Origin of the sequence: Halalkalibacter okhensis (genome assembly GCF_000787375.1) — a bacterium.
GTDB classification, from domain to species: domain Bacteria; phylum Bacillota; class Bacilli; order Bacillales; family Bacillaceae_D; genus Halalkalibacter; species Halalkalibacter okhensis.
Genome location: NZ_JRJU01000005.1, coordinates 90,804 through 116,115, shown reverse-complemented (window position 1 = coordinate 116,115; position 25,312 = coordinate 90,804). Strand labels below are relative to the sequence as shown.

At 39.4% G+C, this 25,312-nt stretch carries 23 protein-coding genes and 1 riboswitch; of the genes, 21 read left to right on the top strand and 2 right to left on the bottom strand.

Annotated elements, in window-relative coordinates; genetic code table 11:
* The first annotated feature begins 58 nt into the window (after positions 1 to 58).
* The 11 genes from LQ50_RS05980 to LQ50_RS05925 all read left to right on the top strand — a co-directional run bounded on the left by LQ50_RS05980 (position 59) and on the right by LQ50_RS05925 (position 14,462).
* Entirely contained in the window at positions 59 to 2,419 is a 2,361-nt protein-coding gene (locus tag LQ50_RS05980; RefSeq protein WP_034627077.1) for an endonuclease MutS2, read from the top strand.
* Positions 2,420 to 2,433: 14 nt separating this feature from the next.
* Complete coding sequence (locus tag LQ50_RS05975) at positions 2,434 to 2,847, top strand: DUF350 domain-containing protein (protein ID WP_034627076.1); 414 nt, start codon at positions 2,434 to 2,436, stop codon at positions 2,845 to 2,847.
* Between the two features lie 328 nt (positions 2,848 to 3,175).
* Positions 3,176 to 4,873: a long-chain-fatty-acid--CoA ligase gene (locus LQ50_RS05970; protein ID WP_034627196.1), complete on the top strand. Its 1,698-nt coding sequence runs from the start codon at positions 3,176 to 3,178 to the stop codon at positions 4,871 to 4,873.
* 264 nt (positions 4,874 to 5,137) lie between these two features.
* Positions 5,138 to 6,820, top strand: a complete 1,683-nt coding sequence (locus LQ50_RS05965; protein ID WP_034627195.1) for an AMP-binding protein — start codon at positions 5,138 to 5,140, stop codon at positions 6,818 to 6,820.
* Between the two features lie 98 nt (positions 6,821 to 6,918).
* Positions 6,919 to 7,512, top strand: a complete 594-nt coding sequence (fadR, locus tag LQ50_RS05960) for a fatty acid metabolism transcriptional regulator FadR (RefSeq protein WP_034627075.1) — start codon at positions 6,919 to 6,921, stop codon at positions 7,510 to 7,512.
* Positions 7,513 to 7,525: 13 nt separating this feature from the next.
* Positions 7,526 to 8,305, top strand: coding sequence for an enoyl-CoA hydratase (locus LQ50_RS05955; RefSeq protein ID WP_034627073.1), 780 nt, complete (start codon positions 7,526 to 7,528; stop codon positions 8,303 to 8,305).
* 95 nt (positions 8,306 to 8,400) lie between these two features.
* Positions 8,401 to 9,171 (top strand): electron transfer flavoprotein subunit beta/FixA family protein, encoded by a 771-nt coding sequence (locus tag LQ50_RS05950; protein WP_034627070.1) that lies wholly within the window; start codon positions 8,401 to 8,403, stop codon positions 9,169 to 9,171.
* A 15-nt stretch (positions 9,172 to 9,186) separates the two neighbouring features.
* Positions 9,187 to 10,164: an electron transfer flavoprotein subunit alpha/FixB family protein gene (locus tag LQ50_RS05945; protein ID WP_034627069.1), complete on the top strand. Its 978-nt coding sequence runs from the start codon at positions 9,187 to 9,189 to the stop codon at positions 10,162 to 10,164.
* A gap of 468 nt (positions 10,165 to 10,632) precedes the next feature.
* On the top strand, positions 10,633 to 10,947 hold the full coding sequence (gene trxA / locus LQ50_RS05935; RefSeq protein ID WP_034627065.1) for a thioredoxin: 315 nt from the start codon (positions 10,633 to 10,635) through the stop codon (positions 10,945 to 10,947).
* Positions 10,948 to 11,070: 123 nt separating this feature from the next.
* Complete coding sequence (uvrC, locus tag LQ50_RS05930; protein ID WP_034627063.1) at positions 11,071 to 12,849, top strand: excinuclease ABC subunit UvrC; 1,779 nt, start codon at positions 11,071 to 11,073, stop codon at positions 12,847 to 12,849.
* Between the two features lie 67 nt (positions 12,850 to 12,916).
* A riboswitch (Lysine riboswitch) is annotated at positions 12,917 to 13,104 on the top strand.
* Between the two features lie 116 nt (positions 13,105 to 13,220).
* Positions 13,221 to 14,462 carry an aspartate kinase gene (locus tag LQ50_RS05925; RefSeq protein ID WP_034627061.1) on the top strand — a complete coding sequence of 414 codons (1,242 nt, stop codon included), beginning with the start codon at positions 13,221 to 13,223 and terminating at the stop codon, positions 14,460 to 14,462.
* A 25-nt stretch (positions 14,463 to 14,487) separates the two neighbouring features.
* Here LQ50_RS05925 and LQ50_RS05920 read toward each other — a convergent pair whose 3' ends face one another.
* Positions 14,488 to 14,892, bottom strand: a complete 405-nt coding sequence (locus LQ50_RS05920; protein WP_034627060.1) for a YslB family protein — start codon at positions 14,890 to 14,892, stop codon at positions 14,488 to 14,490.
* A gap of 51 nt (positions 14,893 to 14,943) precedes the next feature.
* Between LQ50_RS05920 and LQ50_RS05915 the strand changes: the two genes are divergently transcribed.
* The 6 genes from LQ50_RS05915 (at position 14,944) to LQ50_RS05890 (ending at position 20,907) form a co-directional block, all read left to right on the top strand.
* Entirely contained in the window at positions 14,944 to 15,354 is a 411-nt protein-coding gene (locus tag LQ50_RS05915; protein ID WP_034627057.1) for a hypothetical protein, read from the top strand.
* A 187-nt stretch (positions 15,355 to 15,541) separates the two neighbouring features.
* The gene (locus LQ50_RS05910; protein WP_034627056.1) at positions 15,542 to 16,891 is read left to right on the top strand and encodes a TrkH family potassium uptake protein; all 1,350 of its coding nucleotides are present in this window, start codon (positions 15,542 to 15,544) and stop codon (positions 16,889 to 16,891) included.
* 297 nt (positions 16,892 to 17,188) lie between these two features.
* Positions 17,189 to 17,818: a succinate dehydrogenase cytochrome b558 subunit gene (locus LQ50_RS05905; protein WP_034627055.1), complete on the top strand. Its 630-nt coding sequence runs from the start codon at positions 17,189 to 17,191 to the stop codon at positions 17,816 to 17,818.
* A 14-nt stretch (positions 17,819 to 17,832) separates the two neighbouring features.
* On the top strand, positions 17,833 to 19,602 hold the full coding sequence (sdhA, locus tag LQ50_RS05900; protein ID WP_034627053.1) for a succinate dehydrogenase flavoprotein subunit: 1,770 nt from the start codon (positions 17,833 to 17,835) through the stop codon (positions 19,600 to 19,602).
* Positions 19,599 to 20,348 (top strand): succinate dehydrogenase iron-sulfur subunit, encoded by a 750-nt coding sequence (sdhB, locus tag LQ50_RS05895; protein WP_034627052.1) that lies wholly within the window; start codon positions 19,599 to 19,601, stop codon positions 20,346 to 20,348. The genes sdhA and sdhB overlap by 4 nt, the downstream gene beginning before the upstream one ends.
* 109 nt (positions 20,349 to 20,457) lie before the next feature.
* Complete coding sequence (locus LQ50_RS05890) at positions 20,458 to 20,907, top strand: acyl-CoA thioesterase (protein ID WP_034627050.1); 450 nt, start codon at positions 20,458 to 20,460, stop codon at positions 20,905 to 20,907.
* Between the two features lie 115 nt (positions 20,908 to 21,022).
* Here LQ50_RS05890 and LQ50_RS05885 read toward each other — a convergent pair whose 3' ends face one another.
* Positions 21,023 to 21,247, bottom strand: a complete 225-nt coding sequence (locus tag LQ50_RS05885; protein WP_034627048.1) for a helix-turn-helix domain-containing protein — start codon at positions 21,245 to 21,247, stop codon at positions 21,023 to 21,025.
* A 544-nt stretch (positions 21,248 to 21,791) separates the two neighbouring features.
* Between LQ50_RS05885 and LQ50_RS05880 the strand changes: the two genes are divergently transcribed.
* The 4 genes from LQ50_RS05880 to racE all read left to right on the top strand — a co-directional run bounded on the left by LQ50_RS05880 (position 21,792) and on the right by racE (position 25,195).
* Positions 21,792 to 22,055 (top strand): phosphocarrier protein HPr, encoded by a 264-nt coding sequence (locus tag LQ50_RS05880; RefSeq protein WP_034627046.1) that lies wholly within the window; start codon positions 21,792 to 21,794, stop codon positions 22,053 to 22,055.
* Positions 22,055 to 23,770 (top strand): phosphoenolpyruvate--protein phosphotransferase, encoded by a 1,716-nt coding sequence (gene ptsP / locus LQ50_RS05875; protein ID WP_034627045.1) that lies wholly within the window; start codon positions 22,055 to 22,057, stop codon positions 23,768 to 23,770. The genes LQ50_RS05880 and ptsP overlap by 1 nt, the downstream gene beginning before the upstream one ends.
* A 155-nt stretch (positions 23,771 to 23,925) precedes the next feature.
* The gene (locus tag LQ50_RS05870; protein WP_034627044.1) at positions 23,926 to 24,369 is read left to right on the top strand and encodes a MarR family winged helix-turn-helix transcriptional regulator; all 444 of its coding nucleotides are present in this window, start codon (positions 23,926 to 23,928) and stop codon (positions 24,367 to 24,369) included.
* Between the two features lie 31 nt (positions 24,370 to 24,400).
* Entirely contained in the window at positions 24,401 to 25,195 is a 795-nt protein-coding gene (gene racE, locus LQ50_RS05865) for a glutamate racemase (RefSeq protein ID WP_034627043.1), read from the top strand.
* Positions 25,196 to 25,312: the final 117 nt, after the last annotated feature.

Here is a 25,312-nt window from a genome sequence, read left to right as displayed (position 1 = left end):
TAAATTAAAGTAAATAGGATGGAATAACCATCCTGATGACTAAGAAGGAGTTACGTCAATGGAACGAGTGTTACGGGTATTAGAGTTTGAAAAAATGAAGAGGCAGTTGCTTGATCATGTCTCGTCTTCGTTAGGAAGACAAAAAATTGAGCAACTAGAGCCATCAACGGAAATGGAAGAAGTCCGAGTGTGGCAGCATGAAACAGCAGAAGGAGCAAAAGTTCTAAGGTTAAAGGGACAAGCTCCATTAGGTGGAATTACCGATGTTGCTGCAAACGCGAAACGAGCAAAAATCGGAGGGTCTCTAGCAGCTCATGAATTAATAGCTATTGCTAGTACGATCTACGGAGGGCGGAGGCTCAAAAAGTTTATTACAACAATGGTGGAAGAAGAGGAAATTGAGCTACCATTGTTGTATGAATACGCATTACAAATTGAACCATTAACTGATGTTGAACGTGAAATTAAGCAATGTATTGATGATAATGGCAATGTTCTTGATTCAGCAAGTCATGAACTAAGAACGATTAGGCAGCAAGTGCGCAGCTATGAATCAGCTGTTCGCTCCAAACTAGAAAGCATTACAAGGTCTTCTAGTACACAAAAGATGTTATCAGATGCTATTGTTACGATTCGAAATGATCGATTTGTCATTCCTGTGAAACAGGAATACAGAAGTTCGTTTGGAGGAATCGTTCACGATCAATCAGGATCTGGAGCGACGTTATTTATAGAACCGCAAGCGATCGTTACGTTAAATAATCAATTGCGAGAGGCGAAGGTCAAAGAAAAGCAGGAAATCGAACGGATTTTAGCGATGCTTTCAAACCAAGTTGCAGAAATAGCAGATTTCCTTTTGCATAACTTATCGATCCTTGCCATATTAGATTTTATTTTTGCAAAAGCTCGTTATGCTCATCTAATTAAAGCAACAGAGCCGAAGCTGAATGAAGACGGCTATATGTATCTAAAAAGGGCAAGACATCCGTTATTAGAGGAGGATGAAGTTGTACCAATTGATGTTGAATTAGGTGGAGAATACCGTTCTTTAATTATTACTGGTCCAAATACAGGAGGAAAAACGGTAACATTAAAGACGGTTGGCTTACTAACGCTCATGGCACAATCCGGCTTACATGTGCCAGTTGAAGAAGATTCAGAGCTAGCTGTATTTAAACAGGTTTTTGCGGATATTGGTGACGAACAATCGATTGAACAAAGCTTAAGTACGTTTTCTTCGCATATGACGAACATTGTGGATATATTAGACAAAGTCGATTTCCAAAGCTTAGTCTTATTTGATGAATTAGGGGCTGGGACAGACCCGACAGAGGGAGCAGCGCTTGCTATTTCAATTTTAGACGATGTTTATAATCGCGGAGCATGTGTGGTAGCGACAACCCACTATAGTGAGTTAAAAGGTTATGCATACAATCGTGAAGGAGCGATAAATGCAAGTGTTGAATTTAATGTAGAGACGTTAAGACCAACGTATCGTCTCTTAATCGGAGTTCCTGGTCGAAGTAATGCTTTTGCGATTTCTAGAAGATTAGGTTTAGATGAACGAGTCATAGAAAAAGCGAAGGAACAAATTGATAGTGAAACAAATCAAATTGAAAAGATGATCAGCTCACTAGAAACAAGCCAAATAACAGCAGAATCAGAAAGAGAAGAAGCTCACTCCCTTCGCGTCGAAGCGGAACAATTACGAGAAGATTTGATTAAGCAACTCGAACAATTAGAGCGAGAGAAAGAACGAATCTTCAAAGAAGCGGAGGAAAAGGCAGAAAAAGCGGTGCAAGAAGCCAAGGATGAAGCTGAACTTATCATTGGTGAGTTAAGAGAGATGCAAAAAGCAGGACTATCTGTAAAGGAGCATCAAATAATTGATGCGAAGAAGCATCTTGAACAAGCCACGCCGAAATTAACGTCAAAACAAAAGAAAATTAAAAAAGATGCGGCAAAAGCAAAGCAAAACATTCAACCTGGTGATGAAGTAAAAGTCATTAGTTTTGGACAAAAAGGCTTTGTTGTAGAAAAGATCAGTGACCAAGAATTCCAAGTCCAAATGGGAATCATGAAGATGAAAGTGAAAAAAGATGACCTCCAACTGCTAGATCGTCCCAAACCAGTAGAAACAAAACCTCTTGCGATGATAAGAGGTGGAGAATCTCATGTGAAAGCGGAATTGGATTTACGTGGTGAGAGGTATGAAGATGCGATGCGTCTTGTTGAGAAATATATTGATGATGCATTGTTAGCAGGTTATCATCAAGTGTCCATTATTCACGGTAAAGGAAGCGGAGCCCTTCGTAAAGGTGTTAAACAACTTCTTAAAAAACATCCTCATGTAAAAGGGGAACGAGATGGCGGCATGAACGAAGGTGGCCTTGGAAATACGGTCGTTGAATTGAAATAAAAGAGGCGAATAATATGGATGTATTACTTGAAAATGAATGGATTCGAACAGCAGCATACTATAGCGTCTCTCTCCTGGCCCTCGTTTTATTTTTGACGATATTTGAGACGGTAACAAAATATCGAAACTGGGATGAAATCAAAAATGGCAACATTGCTGTGGCTTTGGCAACAGGGGGCAAGATTTTTGGTGTGGCTAATATATTTAGGCATTCCATTGAGTATTCGGATTCACTATTAATGATGCTAGCTTGGGGCGTTTTAGGCTTTTTTCTATTGCTATTCAGTTACTTTGTGTTCGAATTTTTAACACCAGGCTTTAAGGTTGACGAAGAGATCGAACGTGATAATCGGGCAGTTGGTTTTATTGCGATGATGATCTCAGTTGGATTGTCATACGTCATTGGAGCAAGTATTATTACTAGGTAAAAGGAGTCAAGCATGTGGAACTATTAATGAAAATTTTATATGTTAGTTGTGGTGCATTTATCGTAGCAGGAATTATTTTTATGCTCTTTTTTGCTCCTTAAGCTTTGTTAAAGCAGGCTTGTTTATCATTATGTAAATAAGCCTGCTTTTCTATTTAGGCATTAAATCCTATAGACAACAGAAAAAAGTCGAAAAATATTTAGAGAAAATTTCAAAAATATATATAAAATTGTAAGCGTTTGCAATAGAATAGAATAGAGAAGAGGAGAATGAACGATGAGAAAGGAGTAGTTTACAATATGGCAAGGAGGAGATAGTGTTGACGACAATGGATAAGGTTTGGTTACAAAGCTACCCAAAAGAGGTGCCCCATTCAATTACGTATGATGAGAACTGCTTACATGACTACTTAAAACAATCAGCTGAAAAGTATCCTAATCATGACGCGTTGCATTTTCTTGGGAAGGATATAACTTACAAAGAGTTATATGAGGAATCAAAAAAATTCGCGAATCAATTGCTCACCCTCGGCGTAAAAAAGGGGGATCGAGTAGCCATCATGCTTGCTAATTGCCCTCAAGGCGTAATTAGTTACTACGGAGCACTTATGATTGGTGCAGTTGTCGTGCAAACAAATCCGCTTTATGTTGAGAGAGAGCTAGAGCATCAGTTAATTGATTCTGGAGCTAAAGTCATCATCTGTCTTGATCTCGTATTCCCACGTGTTCAAAAAGTGCGTTCAAAAACGAATCTTGAATATGTCATAGTGACAAGTATTAAAGACTATCTGCCTTTCCCTAAAAATGTACTCTATCCTTTCGTTCAAAAGAAAAATACAGGTATTAAAGTAGAAGTTGTGTATGATAGCAAGACCCTAGCATTTAAACCATTCCTAAAAGCCGGAGCAGCTAATGAAGTAGTTGTCGATATGGATCCGGTCGAGGACTTAGCTCTCCTGCAATACACAGGTGGTACAACAGGTCCGGCAAAAGGAGTTATGCTCACCCATCAAAACTTAGTTGTTAACACAATGCAATGTATACATTGGACTTATAAAACAACACCAGGGAAAGAAAAGATGTTGGCTGTTTTGCCATTTTTCCATGTCTATGGAATGACTGTGAGCATGAACTTGGGAATAATGAATGGCTTTACAACGGTAATTCTGCCAAAGTTTGACCCAAAAGATGTGTTAAAGACAATTGAAAAGCAAAGAATTACCCTATTTCCAGGAGCACCGACTATGTATGTTGCATTAATTAACAATCCAGCGATCAAAGACTATGATCTATCATCGATCAAAGCTTGCCTAAGTGGTGCGGCTCCACTCCCGTTAGAAGTGCAGCAAAAATTTGAAGCATTAACAGATGGGAAGCTCGTAGAAGGCTATGGACTGACAGAAACGGCCCCAGTAGCTGTGGCCAATCCAATCTGGGGAAAAAGAAAATCGGGAAGTGTTGGGATTCCTTGGCCAGATACGGATGTGAATGTCATTTCAGCAGAAACAGGAGACTCGTGTGAGGTGAAAGAGGTCGGAGAAATTGCGGTGAGAGGACCGCAAGTAATGAAAGGGTATTGGAATCGCCCTGAAGAAACCGCACGTGTCTTTAAAGATGATTGGTTCCTTACCGGTGATATGGGGTATATGGATGAAGAAGGGTATTTTTATATCGTTGATCGTAAAAAGGATATGATCATTGCTGGTGGATTTAATATTTATCCAAGAGAGATTGAGGAAGTTCTTTATGAACATGAGTCCATTTTGGAGGCTGTTGTCATTGGTGTTCCTGATGAGTATCGCGGAGAAACGGTGAAGACATTTGTTGTCTTAAAAGAAGGAAAAAGCCTCACTGAAAAAGAGTTAAATGAATATTGTAGAAAGCACCTCGCAGCATATAAAGTGCCACGGTATTATGAGTTTAGGGATGAGTTGCCAAAGACATTAGTAGGTAAGATCCTTCGCAGAGTTCTTGTTGAAGAAGAAAATAAAAAGCTTGCAGGAGAAGAAAAAGTAGGTAATGAATAAAAAGGTAATGAAATAGCCGTATTCTTTTGAGTTTCTAACCATTTTTTATAATATGTAGATCAGTGAGAATAGTGTAGTGATTGTTTGGGTGTAGCAAAAGTTGATTTAATGCTGCACCCCTAATTTTTTTATTGAAGAAAAATTTAAAAAATTACTAAAAAGCTATTTAAAAATGAATGAACATTCATTACAATGGAGGAGAGAGGATGAATAGATTGAAAGGAGAGAATTAAGGAGGCTATTTACTTGCTAAAAGAAGTCAAGATGAATTGGCTAGAACGTTATCAAACAGAAATACCAACTTCAATTGCATATCCTAATCTATCTTTACACGAACTGGTTGAGCAAGCTGGTCAGCGTTTTCCTGATCATGTAGCGCTTGAGTTCATGGGTAAGTCGCTTACATATAGAGAGTTTGATCAATCAGTTAGACGTTTTGCAAATCAATTACAAACGCTAGGCCTAAAAAAGGGTGAACGAGTTTCCATCATGTTGCCTAATTGTCCTCAAGGAGTGATTGCCTATTTTGCAACGTTGATGGTCGGTGGGGTTGTCGTTCAAACAAATCCATTATATGTCGAACGAGAGTTAGAGCATCAATTAGTTGATTCAGGAGCAAAAATCATCTTGTGCTTGGATTTATTGTATCCAAGAGTAACGAAGGTTCGGAAATCAACAAAATTGGAACATATAATTGTAACCGCTATCAAAGACTATCTCCCTTTTCCAAAAAATTTGATTTACCCATTTATCCAGAAAAAAAATACAGGGATGAAAGTGGATATTATGTATAGTGATAAAGTTCACAAATTTGTACAATTGTTACAAAAAGGATCAAGTGAGCGTCCAAATGTACGTGTGAATCCAAAAGAAGATCTTGCATTATTGCAATATACGGGTGGAACAACGGGTGTCGCCAAGGGAGTGATGCTTACCCACCGTAATTTAGTTGCGAACACAATTCAATGCCGCCATTGGCTCTATAAATTAGCAGAGGGAAAAGAACGAACACTCGCAGCACTGCCTTTTTTTCATGTGTATGGGATGACGACTTGTATGAATCTCACTTTGTCGATGGGAAATGAGTTACACATGGTGCCGAAATTTGATCCAACGCAAATTTTGAAAATCATACAAGAAAAAAAGATTACATCTTTTCCAGGTGCCCCAACAATGTATATCGGCTTAATCAATCAACCAGATATTCAAAAATACGATCTTTCTTCAATCAAAGCATGTATTAGTGGGTCGGCTTCATTGCCTCTGGAAGTTCAACAGCGTTTTGAGCAATTAACCGGCGGTAAGCTTGTTGAAGGGTATGGGCTAACCGAAGCATCACCGGTGACTCATTGTAATTTGGTCTGGGGGAAACGGCAAGAAGCCAGTATTGGATTGCCATGGCCAGATACGGAAGCTGCGATATTATCAATGGAAACGAAAGAGCCAGCACGAATTGGCGAAATGGGGGAATTAGCCGTTCGCGGTCCGCAAGTGATGAAGGGGTATTGGAACCGTCCTGAAGATACCGCAGCGACAATGAAAGAGGATTGGCTATTAACCGGCGATATGGGCTATATGGATGAAGATGGATATTTTTATCTTGTTGACCGCAAAAAAGATATGATTATTGCAGGAGGTTTCAATATTTATCCAAGAGAAATTGAAGAGGTACTTTACAATCACGATGAGGTTCAAGAGGCAGTTGCTATTGGGGTTCCTGATGCGTATCGTGGTGAAACAGTAAAAGTCTTTGTTGTGAGAAAAGAGGGATCATCGTTAACAGAAGAAACGCTCACTGCTTATTGCCGAAAGAATCTGGCTGCTTATAAGGTTCCGAGGATGTATGAGTTTAGGGAAGAGCTACCTAAAACGATGGTGGGCAAAATTTTAAAACGAGTATTAATAGAAGAAGAAAAGAAAAAACTAGGAACAGAAAAAACAAGTTGAATTAATGGGAAATTGTAAGGAGATCATTGACAATACCTTTCTTTTTCACTAAAATAAGAAATATGAATGAATATTCATTCAGAAAAGGAGAGACAACAGTGGGAAAGAAAAAAGGACCTAAATACAACCAGATTATTGATGCAGCAGTAAAAGTAATTGCCAACCACGGGTATCATCAAGCTCAAGTTTCTAAAATTGCAAAAGAAGCTGGTGTAGCTGATGGAACCATTTATTTATATTTTGAAAACAAAGAAGACATACTTACTTCGTTATTTGAAGAAAAAATGGGGAATTTTGTCCAAATCATTCGTAATCAGATTACGGAAGATTTGTCGATGGAAGATAAGTTTTTACTTCTTATAACGAAGCATTTGGAACAACTAGAACAAGATCATCATTTGGCGGTCGTGACACAACTTGAATTACGTCAATCAAACACCGATCTTCGTTTGAAAATTAATGAAATTTTAAAAGGATATTTATTGTTAGTAGATGAATTATTAACTGAAGGAAAAGAAGTGGGCTTTTTCCCTGATGAATTGGATAACCGCTTAGCAAGGCAAATGATCTTTGGAACCATCGATGAGGTCGTCACCAATTGGGTGATGAAAGAATGTAAGTATGACTTAAGCAGCCTGGCTGCTCCAGTTCACAAAATGCTACTCGGAGGACTTTGTTCGAAACCTTCATGATAGGAGTGAGAATGTGAAGTATTTAAAAGTAAAGATTCATGATCATGTTGCTAGCATCACCTTACATCGGCCACCAGCAAATGCCTTATCAAGAGCTGTCTTAATGGAGCTTGATGAGGTGTTAACAGAGCTTGAAAAAAAGGATGAAGTTCACGTTCTTCTTATTAACGGAGAGGGACGGTTCTTCGCTGCTGGAGCAGATATAAAAGAGTTTACGCTAGTTAAAGACGAGACTGAACAAGCCAAACTTGCAAGAAGTGGTCAACAGTTGTTTGACCGAATTGAGCAATTTTCTAAGCCGATTATTGCTGTTATTCACGGTGCGGCTTTAGGAGGTGGATTGGAGCTTGCGATGGCATGTCATATCCGCTTATCAACTGATGAAGCCAAATTAGGATTACCTGAATTGCAGCTCGGATTAATACCGGGTTTTGCTGGAAGTCAGAGGCTTCCTCGATTTGTTGGTACAGCGAAAGCTTGTGAAATGCTTTTAACAAGTGAGCCAATAACCGGTCTTGAGGCAAAACAACTAGGACTAGTTAATCACACCTATCCAGAAGAACAGCTTTTAGATGAAGCACAGAAGCTAGCCACTAAAATAGCAGCTAAAAGCAAAATAGCCGTTAAAATGACATTAGAGTTATTGCAATATAGTCAACCGGGTGACCATGAAAAAGGCTCGATTCGTGAAGCGGAATTATTCGGAGAAGTATTTAACACGGATGATGCGAAAGAAGGAATTAACGCTTTTATGGAGAAACGCAAACCGAAATTTAATCAAACTAAGAAGTAAGCATGATCTACCTACACGAGGCAATAGAATAATATTAATAAAGAATATCAGCTTTTTAAACTAGTAATCTTGTTAGAATATTAGGAGGGACGAAGATGAATATTTTTGTTTTGATGAAACGTACATTTGATACGGAAGAAAAAATAGTCATTAGTGGTGGTCAAATTGATGACAGCGGAGCAGAATTTATCATTAATCCATATGATGAATACGCCATTGAAGAAGCAATTGTTTTGCGAGATGAGCATGGCGGAGAAGTGACCGTTGTCACCGTTGGCGAAGAAGAATCAGAAAAAGAACTACGAACGGCACTTGCTATGGGAGCTGACAAAGCCGTACTTATCGACAGTGAGGAACTGGATGAATTAGATCAATTTACAACGGCAACTCTTCTTGCGGCTTATTTAAAAGAGCAAGAACCCGATATCATTTTAGGGGGAAATGTGGCTGTAGATGGGGGATCTGGTCAGGTCGGACCACGTGTTGCAGAAATATTAGAAATTCCACAAGTAACGACCATCACCCAATTAAAGGTAGCAGGTCAAACGGCAACAATCACACGTGATGTTGAAGGGGACGAAGAGACTATTGAAGTGTCGCTTCCAGTTCTTGTGACAGCACAACAAGGACTTAATGAGCCACGCTATCCATCATTACCAGGAATCATGAAGGCGAAGAAAAAGCCATTAGAAACGCTTGATTTAGATGACCTTGATCTAGATGAAGAGGATGTCGAAGCAAAAACAACTACCGTCGAAATTTTCTTGCCACCAGGAAAACAGGCTGGGAAAATTCTTGAGGGCGATGCGGCTACTCAAGTCAAAGAGCTTGTATCATTACTTAAATCTGAAGCGAAAGTCATATAATTAGGAGGGATCAATATGGCAAAAAAAGTTCTTGTCATCGGAGAAGTTAAAGATGGGGTATTACGTAATGTCTCATTTGAAGCCATTGCTGCAGGAAAAACGGTTGCCAATGGTGGAGAAGTAGTCGGTGTTCTTTTAGGTGAAAATGTAAGCGGTTTAACTGATGAGCTAATTCAGTATGGAGCTGATCGGGTCATTGTTGTTGACCATGCTGACTTATCAAGCTATACAACAGATGCGTATCAACAAGCATTGCTGCAGGTGTTTGATGTAGAAAATCCAGAAGGTGTTATTTTAGGTCATACATCCATAGGCAAGGACGTTTCTCCACGTCTAGCCATGAAGTTAAATGCAGGACTTATTTCTGATGCTGTTTCCATTGAACTAGATGGGGAGGATGCAGTATTTACTCGTCCAATCTATTCAGGAAAAGCGTTTGAAAAGAAAAAAGTAAAGGAAGGCGTTGTTTTTGCGACGATTCGCCCGAATAACATCGAAGCGCTTGAACCGGACTCAGCACGCAAAGTGGATATTACTAACCTCACTGTAGATATTAAAGATCTACGGACAACGATTAAAGATGTCGTACGCAAAGCTACCGGTGGAGTGGACCTTTCTGAAGCGAATGTAGTGGTTGCGGGTGGCCGTGGGGTCAAAAGCAAAGAAGGCTTTGGACCACTTCAAGAGCTTGCTGATCTTTTAGGAGGGGCTGTTGGGGCATCACGTGGAGCGTGTGATGCAGACTACTGCGATTACGGATTACAAATTGGGCAAACAGGCAAGGTCGTCACACCAGACTTGTATTTTGCCATCGGTATCTCAGGTGCTATTCAACATTTAGCTGGCATGTCGAACTCAAAAGTGATTGTAGCAATTAACAAAGACCCAGAAGCTCCTATTTTTGAGATCGCAGATTATGGCATCGTTGGTGACTTGTTTGAAATTGTACCAATCTTAACAGAAGAATTAAAAAATGTATTAGTCGCAAATTAAAAAAGAAGTAGGGCGCATATCATAATTTGATTTGCGTCTTTTTTCAATTGAAGATGAAGCCTGAAAAGCGATCGGGTGCCAAAGAACGGGAGTCAGGGAGAGCGGATGAAGCCCCCCAAAAGCTGGCCGCCGCAAAAGAACGGAGGCAAAAGGGGAGGATGAAGCCTGAAAAACGATCGGGTGCAAAAAAACGGGAGTCAAAAGGGGAGGATGAAGCCCGAAAAGCGGGCGGGTGCAAAAGAACGGGAGTCAAAAGAGTCGGATGAAGCCTGAAAAGCGGGCGGATGCAAAAGAACGGGAGTCAAAGAAACCAATGTCTCCTACTAGTTCCGCTGAAATCAAAAGTCTTGGAATCAAAAAGGATTTAGTTTGGAAACAATAAGGATGAGCAACAAATTCGCCAGCAGTGGAAGTGTTTGGTATAATTGTGCTGAAGGTATAATGTAAAGCAAAAAGGAGGATTTTTTTATGGCGATCGTAAATGTAACAGATCAAACATTTGCTTCTGAAACAAGTGACGGAGTTGTTCTTGCAGATTTCTGGGCACCGTGGTGCGGACCTTGTAAGATGATTGCTCCAGTCCTTGAAGAACTAGATTCTGAAATGGGCGATAAAGTAAAGATTGCGAAGCTTAATGTCGATGAAAATCAAGAGACAGCTGGTAAATACAGCGTTATGAGTATTCCAACACTGCTTGTTTTCAAAGGCGGAGAAGTTGTGGATCAAGTAGTGGGATTCCAACCAAAAGAAGCTTTAGCTGAGCTTCTAAATAAACATCTATAAGTTTTAAGGGTGACTCCTGTATTCGAAAAGAATATGGGGGTCACTTTTTTTCGGTGAATTCCAGTTTTTCTAACTTGCATTTGTTGCCCTTCTAGCAAACAATAGAAGGAGAGGTGGAATACGATGAGTCAGATTAAAGAAAAATTATTGATTCTTCCTGATCAGCCTGGCTGTTACTTAATGAAGGATCGACAAGGTACGATTATTTATGTCGGAAAAGCAAAAGTACTAAAAAATAGAGTCCGATCCTACTTTACTGGGTCACACGATGGAAAAACCCAGCGTCTTGTTAGTGAGATTGCTGATTTTGAATATATTGTTACATCATCAAATATCGAAGCATTAATATTAGAAATGAACTTAATTAAAAAACATGACCCGAAATATAACGTCATGTTAAAGGATGATAAATCGTATCCTTATCTTAAAATTACAAATGAAGAGCACCCGAGATTAATTACGACTCGTCAAGTAAAAAAAGACGGAGGAAAGTATTTCGGTCCATACCCCAACGCTGGAGCCGCTAATGAAACGAAGAAGCTGTTGGATCGCCTTTATCCACTAAGAAAGTGCCGGACTCTTCCGGATAAAGTTTGTTTGTATTATCATATTGGACAATGCCTGGCTCCATGTGTGACAGAGGTTACCAAAGAGCAAAATCAAACGATGGTTCAAGATATTACAAAATTTCTCCGCTCTGGTCATGATGAAATCAAAGATCAGCTTACAGAGAAAATGATGAAAGCTGCAGAAGACATGGATTTTGAGCGTGCAAAAGAAATCCGTGATACGCTCTCGCATATGGATACCGTCATTGAAAAACAAAAAATGATGATTGGCGACCTTGTAGATCGCGATGTGTTCGGGTTTGCTTATGATAAAGGCTGGATGTGTGTTCAAGTGTTCTTTATTCGCCAAGGGAAGCTTATTGAACGAGACGTCTCTATTTTTCCTTTTTATAAAGAAGCTCCTGAGGATTTAATGACCTTTATTGGGCAGTTTTATATGAAAAAAGAACATCTAAAACCTGCGGAGATCTTACTGCCTGATGAGGTAGACAAAGATTTGATGGAACAGCTTTTAGAGGTGAAAACCCATCACCCAAAACGCGGAAAGAAAAAAGAATTGCTTGATCTTGCTAATCAAAATGCAGCTATTGCTCTTAAAGATAAATTCTCGTTAATTGAACGAGATGAAGAACGAACAATTAAAGCAATTGATCGCTTAGGGGAAGCGATGGGGATTGGGACTCCTTACCGAATTGAAGCCTTTGATAACTCAAATATCCAAGGGACCGATCCCGTTTCGGCGATGGTGTGCTTTGTAGATGGGAAACCGAGTCGAAAAGACTACAGAAAGTATAAAATTAAGTCAGTAGAAGGACCGGATGATTATGGTTCGATGCGTGAAGTCATTCGTAGGAGATATGTTCGCCTTCTAAAAGAATCGCTTCCAATGCCAGATTTAATCGTCATTGATGGAGGAAAAGGACAAATTGCAAGTGCGCAAGAAGTAATCGTAGATGAGCTTGGTCTAGCTATTCCGGTATGTGGCTTAGCTAAGGATGAAAAGCACCGAACATCTCAGCTGTTAATGGGAGATCCTCCTGTTATTGTACCTCTTAAGCGTGACAGTCACGAATTTTATTTGTTGCAACGAATTCAAGATGAAGTTCACCGTTTTGCTATTACGTTTCATCGACAATCACGGTCAAAGACCTTTTTTAAATCGAAGCTAGATGATATTCCTGGAGTGGGAGAAAAACGAAAACGTGAGCTGTTAAAGCATTTTGGATCTGTTAAAAAGATTAAAGAGGCAAGTGTCGATGAGTTACGGAATCTATCCATTCCTGAGAAAGTAGCAGAAGCCATTCTAGAGAAACTAAATGCAGAAGAAAAATAACTACTTGCGAAAATAGCGATCGTTTGCTAGAATGTTAATCAATTGAATATGCCACACTTCAAATGAAGTGATTGGTAGAGGAGCGAAAACCAATAGTAAGCTTTCTGAGAGGAATGAGCCTCGGTGATGAAAGAAGAAAGGGGAATTCGCCGAAGTGCAAGGAAGACTCATCTGACTTGTGCTGGACCTATGTTGAAGAAGCATAGGGCTGTCACATACCTACACCCAAGAGGTATGTGGAGAACTATCTCACGAGAGAAAAGGGAGCAGTGTGGTACCGGACTGGTATACATGCAACAGTGAGGGGTTTTCCTTATTGTTGCTTTTTTGCATTCCATCACAACGTGAGGACCAAGGAGAGGAAACGAATAATGGCAAGGATTGTACAGAAATATGGCGGAACATCAGTAGGTTCAGTGGAAAGAATTCAACATGTTGCTTCAAGAATTGAACGTGCAGTGCAAGCAGGAAATGAGCTTGTCGTAGTTGTATCGGCAATGGGGAAGTCCACAGATGAATTGGTTTCGTTAGCAAACCAAATAACAGATACACCAAGCAAACGAGAAATGGATATGTTACTTACGACTGGTGAACAAGTAACAATATCATTGCTTTCCATGGCTCTACAAGCTCGTGGGATTGATGCTATTTCTTTAACAGGTTGGCAAGCAGGTATGAAAACAGAAGCTAGCCATGGAAATGCGCGAATCGAAGCTATAAATAATGAACGAATGGAAGCAGAATTAGCGCAGGGCAAAGTGGTGATTGTTGCAGGATTTCAAGGAATCAGCGAAGATGGGGAAATTACAACACTTGGACGTGGTGGTTCTGATACAACAGCTGTCGCTTTAGCAGCGTCGTTAAAGGCAAGTCGTTGTGATATTTATACGGATGTAGAGGGGGTTTATACAACTGACCCTCGCTATGTAAAGAAAGCAAGGAAGTTACATTCTATTTCTTATGATGAAATGCTTGAAATGGCTAATCTTGGAGCTGGAGTATTGCACCCAAGAGCGGTCGAGTTTGCAAAAAATTACGATGTGCCATTAATGGTTGCATCTAGCATGGAAGATACAGTAGGTACAATGATCGAGGAGGAAGTAACGATGGAACAAAATTTAATCATTCGTGGAATTGCCTTTGAAAATGATGTAACAAAAGTAACAGTAAGTGGTTTACCTAATCGATTAAATACATTATCCAAACTGTTTACTACTTTGTCAGAGAATCAAGTAAATGTGGATATTATTATTCAAAATCAATATGACGATAAGCATGTAAATATTTCATTTTCAATTACCCAAAGCTCATTAAAAGAAACGTTAGCGGTCCTGCAGGAAGCTCAAGAGGAGTTACAATTTGAGGATGTTACGTTTGAAGAAGAACTTGCAAAAGTATCAATTGTTGGCTCTGGCATGGTATCGAATCCGGGTGTAGCAGCAAAAATGTTTGATGTGTTAGCAAAGAACGAGATCTTTGTAAAAATGGTTAGTACTTCTGAAATTAAAGTATCAGTTGTTGTCGATGAAGCTGATATGGTTTTAGCTGTAGAGATGTTACATGAAGAGTTCCAGCTTGCAGAAGAAACAGAAGAAGCAGCTGTTACAGTATAAGAAAAAAGGTGAAGCTCAACATGCTTCACCTTTTTTCTTCAATAGAATCTCGCTTATCTGTTTCAACGGTAATAAGGACATGGTTTTTCGACTTTGTGTAAGTAGCTCCACTAATACATTCGAGCCACATCTCCACTTGTTGAGCAAGAAACCCCGCTTCTAATTGATAGCAACGTCCATCATCATTGTTCATCCATGCCCCTTTTAATTCGAAGACTTGTACTTGCTTTTTTTCTTTTATTTGCGATAAAGAACCCCAATTAGCTTTCTCAAAGAAAAGAATGGCGTCTTCTACTGTTGAAAGGGGATATTTTCTTGCGAGTGATTTTCCGATCCAGTATAAAATGCCATCATGATCCTTACCTAAAAGGTCTTTCAGTATATCATTCCGTATAAGGTCGTATCCAAATTGAGTTGATTGAACGTCCATAAAAATATGCTCCTCTCCGTTCTCCATGAAGCCAATAAGTGATCATCGTCTATGTATACTATCGTTCCAATTGCTTTAAAATATAGCTACTTTTTGATGATAAACGAAGTCGCTTCTGGGTACAAGACAAAAGCTGGAATACAGAACATAAGTAGGAGAGGTGAAAGAAAAAGGGAAGAGCCCCCTTTTTTGAAAAGCGAAGAAGTAGCGCTGGCTGCACACGCCGTGCGCGCAAAGGAGAACCCCACTCCTTTGCGCTTAAACCCAAACGGCGGTTCCGCTCATCGCTTCGAGGTGAAAGAAAAAGGGAAGAGCCCCCTTTTTTTGAAAAGCGAAGAAGTAGCGCTGGCTCCACACGCCGTGCGCGCAAAGGAGAACCCCACTCCTTTGCGCTTAAACCTAAACGGCGGTTCCGCTCATCGCTTCGAGGTGAAAGAAAAAGGGAAGAGCCCCCTTTTTTGAAAAGCGAAGAAGTAGCGCTGGCTGCACACGCCGTGCGCGCAAAGGAGAACCCCACTCCTTTGCGCTTAAACCCAAACGGCGGTTCCGCTCATCGCTTCGAGGTGAAAGAAAAAGGGAAGAGCCCCCTTTTTCTTTCACCTCTTTAAATGGTATACTTAACCGCGAATAAAATGGAGGTACATAATCAATGAAATCAGGGTTGAATCAATTTTTATCGCCTTTTAGGGTTATTATTATAGCCTACATTATAGCGATGTTTGTGTTTAGTGTTTTGCTTTACTTGCCTATATCGCATCAACCTGGAGTCGATGTAACTTATTCAGAAGCTCTTTTTACGTCGGTTAGCGCTGTGAGCGTTACGGGATTAACGGTCGTTAATGTACCTGATACATATAGTTACATAGGAATTGTCTTTTTAGCACTTGCCATTCAGCTTGGTGGAATTGGTATCATGACAATGGGGACTTTTGTCTGGATGTTATTTGGACGCAAAATTAATTTGGCACAACGAATGTTAATTATGGTCGACCAAAATCAAAATAATTTTTCTGGGTTAGTCAATCTAATGAGAGGAATCTTGTTAGTGGCCCTCATCATTGAATTCATCGGTGCACTCATACTTGGTACTTATTTTATTCGTTATTTTGATACGGTAGGTGAGGCATATTATCAAGGGGCATTTGCATCGTTAAGTGCTTTTACAAACGCTGGTTTTGATGTGACGGGAGAGTCCTTGATTCCATTTGCTAATGATTACTACGTTCAATTCGTCGTGATCTTGCTTATCTTTGCGGGAGCCATAGGGTTTCCTGTCTTGCTCGAATTAAAAGAATACTTTTCTAGGAAGAACAACAATTTCAAATTTAGTTTGTTTACAAAAATTACAACAACCACTTACTTCGCAGTCTTTGCAATTGGGATCATCGGAATTTGGGCACTCGAAAGCGGTTTTTATTATGTTGGATTAGAGTGGCATCAGCAATTGTTTTATTCGATCTTTAATTCAGCAACAGCTAGAAGTGGTGGATTATCCATTATGGATGTGTCTGAGTTAAATATTGGAACATTGCTCTTTATTTCAGGTTTAATGATCATTGGAGCGAGCCCTTCTAGTGTGGGTGGTGGAATACGTACGACAACGGTCGCAGTCATGTTTTTAACGATTCGAAGTTTTGCATTAGGAAAAGATGATGTGAAAGTATTTGGAAGAGAGATTCACCCTGAGGATAGGCAAAAGGCGTTTATTGTCTTATCTGTGTTTCTTGTTTTGTTATTTGCCGCTGTGACACTGATCTCGGCATTTGAGGCAAGGAACAACATTACACTCATGTCGATTATTTTTGAAACAGCATCAGCCTTCGGAACGTGTGGTTTGTCAATGGGAATTACTCCTGATCTGTCCTTACCAAGCCAATTTGTCTTAATGATTCTGATGTTTATAGGTCGAGTGGGACTTATTGCCTTTTTATTCTCGGTCCGAAAACGTGAAACAAAAACACATTTTAAATATCCAACAGAAAGAATTATTATCGGGTAAATTTAGTAGATAAGTTGGAAATATTGTTATTTTAATGGAAAAGTCCTTAGAAAAGGGCTTTTTCCTCTCTTAGAAACTAAAAAGAGTTGTATACGTTTTCTTGACGAGGTTATCTGATGGGAGTACAATAAATTTGTCAGATTTTTTTCACAGAAACTTGCTAAAAGTTTCATAATATTGGTGCTTGCAATCTATCATTTTTTGTTTGTCGGTTCCAATATACTATAGAAGGATAGAAAAAAATCATTGATTTACACGATTTAGTAGGATCAAAATCATTTGTAGGGGGAAAAAGGTATGGCTGGCAACCGGGAATTTTTTAATCGTAAGCTACATTCATTACTTGGCGTCATTCCAGTTGGACTATTCCTAGTTCAACACTTTGTAATTAACCATTTTGCAACACGAGGTGCGAGTGCTTTTAATCAAGCAGCTCACTTCATGGAAAACTTACCATTCCGTTATCTTCTTGAAATCTTTTTAATTTTTATTCCATTGCTTTATCATGCAATTTATGGTTTATACATTGCATTTCAAGCAAAAAACAACACAGCTCGATATGGTTTCTTCCGTAACTGGATGTTCCGTATTCAACGTTGGACTGGAGTATTCTTAGTTATCTGGATTACTTGGCACGTATGGGAAACTAGAGTAGCTGCTGCATTAGGTGCAGAAGTAAACTTTGATATGATGGCTAACATCTTTAGTAATCCTTTTATGATCGTATTCTATATTGTCGGGGTTATTGCAGCGACGTTCCACTTTGCTAATGGTCTTTGGTCATTTGCAGTATCTTGGGGGATTACAGTAACACCTCGTTCACAACAAATTGCAACATATGTAACACTAGGTATTTTCTTCGCATTAACGTTTGTTGGAATTAGAGCAATTCTAGCATTCATTAATCCAGACTTAGCAAACATTTAAGGAGTGGGTCAAATATGAGTAAAGGTAGAATTATTGTTGTCGGAGGCGGACTAGCTGGTCTGATGGCAACAATTAAAGCAGCAGAAAAAGGGGTACCCGTTGATCTCTTCTCATTAGTTCCGGTAAAACGTTCACACTCAGTTTGTGCACAAGGTGGAATAAATGGTGCGGTTAACACGAAAGGGGAAGGAGATTCTCCGTGGGAGCACTTCGATGATACAGTTTATGGTGGAGACTTCTTGGCGAACCAACCTCCAGTAAAAGCGATGACTGAGGCAGCGCCTGGAATTATTCACTTAATGGATCGTATGGGGGTTATGTTTAACCGTACGCCTGAAGGGTTACTAGATTTCCGTCGTTTCGGTGGAACGCAACATCACCGTACAGCTTTTGCGGGCGCAACTACAGGTCAGCAATTATTATACGCACTTGATGAGCAAGTTCGTCGTCATGAAGTAAGTGGACTTGTTACGAAGTATGAAGGATGGGAATTCCTATCAGCTATTGTTGATGATGAAGGAACCTGTCGCGGGATTACAGCTCAAGATTTAAAATCATCAGAGATTCGCAGCTTCCAAGGTGATGCCGTTATTATGGCTACTGGGGGCCCAGGGATTATTTTCGGAAAATCCACCAACTCAGTTATCAATACGGGCTATGCAGCTGCTAAGCTTTATCAACAAGGTGTTCACTATGCTAATGGTGAGTTTATCCAAATTCACCCAACGGCGATTCCTGGTGACGATAAACTTCGTCTAATGAGTGAATCTGCTCGTGGTGAAGGTGGACGAGTATGGACGTATAAAGATGGGAAACCATGGTATTTTCTTGAAGAAAAATATCCTGCATATGGTAACCTTGTTCCACGTGATATTGCTACACGTGAAATCTTTGATGTGTGTGTGGAGCAAAAACTAGGAATTAATGGCGAGAACATGGTTTATCTAGACCTTTCTCATAAAGATCCGAAAGAGCTTGATATCAAACTTGGAGGCATCATTGAAATCTATGAGAAGTTCATGGGTGATGACCCTCGTAAAGTGCCAATGAAGATTTTCCCAGCGGTTCACTACTCTATGGGTGGTATGTGGATCGATTATGATCAAATGACAAATATTCCTGGACTGTTCGCAGCTGGTGAGTGTGATTACTCACAGCACGGCGGAAATCGCCTAGGTGCTAACTCGCTTCTATCAGCGATTTATGGAGGTATGGTAGCGGGACCGAAAGCTGTTGAATACATGAACGGACTAGATAAAACGGCTGATGCGATGCCTTCTTCATTATTTGAAGGAGAAGTGAAGAAAGAACAACAAGCATTTGATGACATCATGAAAATGGATGGAAAAGAAAATGCCTACATCCTTCATAAAGAACTTGGTGAATGGATGACAGATAACGTAACAGTTGTTCGTTACAATGAAAAGCTATTAAAAACTGATGAGAAGATCCAAGAGTTAATGGAACGTTATAAAAATATTAATATCAACGATACAGCCAAGTGGAGCAACCAAGGAGCCTCATTTACACGTCAGTTAGACGGAATGTTAAGTCTCGCACGTGTTATTACACTAGGTGCATATAACCGTAATGAAAGCCGAGGAGCACATTACAAGCCTGAGTTCCCTGAACGTAATGATGAAGAGTTCTTGAAAACAACAAAGGCTACATTTAACCCTGCGAAAAATGGTCCTGACTTTTCATGGGAAGAAGTTGATACGTCGCTTATTAAGCCTCGTAAACGTGACTACTCACAAAAGAAGCAAGGAGCTGCTAAATCATGAGTGAAAAAACAATTAAATTTAAAGTAACACGTCAAGATGATCCAAACAGTGCTCCTTATGTTGAGGAGTTTGAAGTACCATATCGTCAAAATATGAACGTGATCTCAGCCCTCATGGAGTTTCGTCGTAACCCTGTTACATCTAGTGGGAAAGAGACAACTCCGATTGCGTGGGATATGAACTGTTTAGAAGAAGTTTGTGGCGCATGTTCAATGGTCATTAACGGTAAGCCTCGTCAATCTTGTACGGCTTTAGTTGATCAGCTTGAGCAACCAATTCGTCTTGAACCAATGAAGACGTTCCCCGTTGTTCGTGATTTAATGGTTGACCGTAGTCGGATGTTTGACTCCCTTAAGAAAGTGAAAGCATGGATTCCGATTGATGGAACCTATGACCTTGGACCAGGGCCACGTATGGCTGAAACAAAGCGTCAATGGGCATATGAGCTTTCAAAATGTATGACATGTGGCGTTTGTTTGGAGGCGTGTCCTAATGTAAATAGTAAGTCTGATTTCATTGGACCAGCACCGTTATCTCAAGTACGTTTATTTAATGCTCATCCAACGGGTGAAATGAATAAAGAAGAACGTTTAGAAACGATTATGGGTGAAGGCGGGCTTGCAAACTGCGGAAACTCACAAAACTGTGTGCAATCATGTCCGAAAGGCATTCCTTTAACGACATCCATTGCAGCTTTGAACCGTTCTACAACATTACAATCGTTTAAAAACTTCTTTGGTGCATAATTGATGAAAGGTCTAGTCTCTTTAATGGTAAGAGATTAGGCCTTTTTAAGAAAAGATCGATAAAGCGCTTTCGAAATGAGCACATATTTAAAGAAAAGGTTGTGAAAAAATGAAAATACCGTCATATATTGAAGATCTAGAAAGTTGGCTGAGTTCCTTTCATTTTTATATACCGGTACAGGTTCGGTTTTCGGAAACTGATGCGTTTGGTCATTTAAATAATACAAATGCTTTTGTTTTTTTTGAGGATGCGCGTTTAGCTTTGTTTAAGGAATTAGGGCTTATGCAAAAGTGGGCTAAGTCTTCTTATTCCCAGATCATTGTCGTAGCTGATCTTCAGTGTGACTTTCATAAGCAGGTCCTTTTTGATGAACAATTAAGGATAGGAGTTAAAGTAGAAAGACTTGGTACTTCTTCAGTTGATTTGCATTATATAGCTTTAACAAAAGAAGAGTCCATATGCTTAACTGGGAGGGGGACGATTGTTCAGATCAGTAAGGAAACGGGGAGAGGTGTAGCTTTTGATGAAGAAGCAAGAAAACTTCTAGAGGGAAATTAAAATAGAAGAAGATCCGCAAACCGATCTTTCTTAGTTTGCGGATCATTAAAATATGAGACGACTAAAACGTAAGCGATCAACGAAATAATAGATGAGCCTATGAATTTTAGTGTACCTATATTTCAAGTTCTCCTAGTCGTACTAACTCAATAACTGCTTGAGAGCGCCCCTTAACTCCCAACTTTTGCATCGTATTAGAGATGTGATTTCGTACTGTTTTCTCACTTATGAAAAGCTCTTGCGCGATATCTCTTGTGGTTTTGTCTTGGACAAGTAATTCGAAAACTTCGCGTTCCCTTTTCGTAAGCAAGGGTTTAGGTCCGAATTCTGCTCCTTTCAATGAGTTCACTCCTTCTTGCTCGGGCTGAGAGCGAATAGTGGGGACTAAAATGCCCACCTATTGAAGGGTTTTAGTCTCGATAGTATATGTGTGAGAGTCGAACTACGTGTTTTATTTTCGACATTAACTTTAGCCTTTTTCTTTATATTTTTTCTTGACGTCTTTTCGACATTTTTTCGACAAGGTTCTACTGCATTTCAAGTAAATATATTGAAAAGGATTAAATGCCTATGCTATACTGTTTATGGCTTTAAGAAAGCATACATCTTACAAATACTATATTGTATTACTTCCAAATTGTGCATTTTATACGTGTTACTGATTCGATCAGGCATAAGTATTGAAGTGTATATGGGACTCAGTTAGGGTACTCTATACTTGTACGCTCTTATTGTGATCTACATATCCCTTTCTTTACTTATGCCTTTTTTAAGTATCTTTCTCGTTTAAATGTGCAAAAGTAGAAGACAATAAGTATATGAAAAATAAGAAAAAGTCTTTTTTCTTAAATTAAATTTTATTGAAAAGAAAGAGGTAGATGATTATGGCAGAAAAAACATTTTTAATTACAGCAGATACGGGAATTCACGCACGTCCAGCAACACAGTTAGTAAACAAGGCAGGACAATTTTCTTCAGATATTACTCTTGAGTTCAAAGGAAAGTCTGTTAACTTAAAATCAATCATGGGCGTTATGTCTCTAGGTGTTGGTAAAGGTGCTGAAGTTACAGTGAAAGCTGAAGGTTCAGATGCAGATGAAGCTCTTCAAGCAATTGAAGATGTTATTAAGGAAGGGTTAGGGGAATAATGCAAACACTTACTGGTATCGCTGCTTCTTCTGGTGTGGCGATTGCGAAAGCTTTCGTACATGAAGAGCCTGATATGACAATTGAATTAAAAGAAATTCAAGATCCAGCCAGTGAAGTTAAGCGTCTTGAAGATGCACTTTCAACCTCAAAAGAAGAGCTTTCTGTTATCAAAGATAAAACAGAAAAAGAGCTCGGAGCTGATAAAGCAGAAATTTTTGCTGCTCATCTACTTGTCCTTAGTGACCCTGAACTTGTCGATGCAGTTAAAGCAAAAATCACAGATGACAAGCAAAACGCAGAGTATGCAATGAATGAAGTTTCTTCAATGTTTATTACTATGTTTGAAAACATGGATAATGAATATATGAAGGAACGTGCAGCAGATATTCGTGATGTATCAAAGCGTGTACTTGGTCATTTGCTTGGAATTGAAGTGCAATCACTAGCAACGATTTCAGAAGAAACAATTATTATTGCTGAAGATTTGACCCCTTCTGATACAGCGCAATTAAACCCAGTATTTATTAAAGGGTTTGCAACGGATATTGGTGGACGTACATCTCATTCAGCTATTATGTCTAGATCGTTAGAAATCCCTGCTGTTGTTGGAACAAAAGAAGTTACAGCGAAAATCCAAACGGGAATGACTGTTATTGTTGATGGGTTAGAAGGTGTTGTTATTGTAGAACCTTCTGACGAAGAAGTAGCGACATATACAAAGAAGCGTGATGATTTTGCGAAGCAAAAAGCAGAATGGGCGAAACTTGTAAATGAACAAACAACGACAAAAGACGGTCAACATGTTGAACTTGCAGCAAACATTGGAACACCTAAAGATTTAGAAGGTGTTATTAACAATGGAGCTGAAGGGATTGGTCTTTACCGTACAGAATTTCTTTATATGGGAAGAACAGAACTTCCATCTGAGGAAGAGCAATTTGAAGCATATAAAGAGGTTGTTGAACGTATGGAAGGCAAGCCTGTTGTCATTCGTACATTAGACATCGGTGGAGATAAAGAACTACCATACTTAGATCTTCCGAAAGAAATGAACCCATTTTTAGGCTTCCGTGCCATTCGCCTCTGCTTAGAAGAGAAAGAAATTTTCCGTACGCAATTGCGTGCGCTTCTGCGAGCAAGTGCTTTTGGTAACCTAAAAGTAATGTTCCCAATGATTGCAACGCTTGATGAATTCCGTCAAGGAAAAGCAATGCTTCTTGAAGAAAAAGACAAGTTAGTTGCAAATGGAGTGTCTGTTTCAGATTCAATCGAAATCGGTATGATGGTTGAAATTCCGTCAACAGCAGTAGCGGCTGATTTGTTTGCTAAAGAAGTTGACTTCTTCAGTATTGGTACGAATGATTTAATTCAGTACACGATGGCAGCGGATCGGATGAATGAACGTGTATCTTATTTATACCAACCATACCACCCGGCTATTTTGCGTTTAGTAAAAATGGTTGTGGATGCAGCTCATAAAGAAGGCAAATGGGCAGGAATGTGCGGAGAAATGGCTGGAGATGAAGTCGCGATCCCACTTCTATTAGGTCTTGGTTTAGATGAATTTAGTATGAGTGCTACGTCCATTTTACCAGCTCGTAATCAAATGCTAACTCTTTCTAAAGAAGAACTTGCAGCGTTTGCAAATGAAATGATTTATTTAGACACAGCGGATGAAGTCGAAAAACGAGTTCGTGAAACTTATTTGAAGTAAGACTGAGAGGTTGACTGATCGTGGTCAACCTCTTTCTTATTATGATCACTACTTCAACTATGTGCATGGAATTGTCACATATATTGCTTGCTTTTCCTATAGAAACAGGCGACAATTAAGGAAATGGTACTAGTTATTATTGGAGGTGCGTACAGGTGGATCATCGCCAAATAGAGCAGATCGAACGATCGTTACGAAGAGTGGCAGAAATGGTAAAGCAAAAGGGGCGAGAAATCCTAACGCAATTTCCCATTACCCCACCGCAGTTTGTAGCATTACAATGGTTAAATGAATATGGTGATATGACGATAGGAGAACTGTCTACAAAAATGTATCTTGCATGCAGTACAACGACAGATCTTGTTGATAGAATGGAAAAAAATGAATTAGTTGAGCGAGTGAAAGATAAAAATGACCGACGCGTAGTCCGGATTCATTTATTAAATAAAGGTCGTACGATCATTGAGGAAGTAATAAAAAAGCGTCAAGATTATCTAGAAGGAATTCTGCAAGATTTTTCACAAGAAGAAGTGGATTTCCTTGAAAAGAGTTTGCATGTTCTTCATGAAGAAATGAAAGCGACAAGAATGAACCCGTAACGAGGCATCGAGTAGAATGAGGGGAAGTTTGTTGGATAGACCAATAGGAGTAATTGATTCTGGTTTAGGTGGATTAACCGTGGCAAAAGAGATCATGCGGCAGCTTCCAAAAGAGGAAATTGTCTATATTGGAGATTCAGCACGTTGTCCATATGGGCCTAGATCAGAAGAAGAAGTAAGAAAATTCACTTGGGAACTGATAGATCAATTATTAAAAGAAAACATGAAAATGCTCGTCATTGCATGCAATACGGCTACGGCTGTTGTTCTAGAAGAAGTGAAAAGAGAACTCTCTATCCCTGTTGTTGGGGTTGTTCATCCAGGGGCAATCAGTGCATTAAAAGTCACGAAGAGGGACCATGTGGCCATAATAGGAACAACAGGAACGATTCGGAGTCAAGCATATGAGAAAGCATTAAAAGACATAAATAGCGAAGTAAAAGTAGAGAGCCTTGCTTGTCCACCTTTCGTTCCATTAGTAGAAAGTGGTGTGTTTGATGGACCAAAAGCGGAGAGGATTGTAGATGAGGCGTTGAAACCTCTAGATCATTTACAGTTTGATACGCTTATTTTAGGTTGCACTCACTATCCATTGTTAAAAGAAGTAATAGCTGAGAGAGTTGGTAGAGAGATTCAATTAATTTCGTCTGGTGATGAGACAGCACGAGAAGTTAGTAGTCTTCTCTATCATAATAACCTTCTTTATACGCAAGATCGACATCCTGCTCATCGTTTTTATACGACAGGTAATCCTAGACGTTTCAAAAGTTTAGCTGATCAGTGGTTAGAAATGAATGTAGACTGCGTGAAATCACTAATCTTGTAGTGTTAATATTATAGTTGTTTAGGCAAATCGCTAAGGATCTTCTTAGTGATTTTTTTTGTTGAAAAAAATAGGACAAAAAATAGATAAAGGTGGTCTATTATTTTTTGAGGCTCGTAT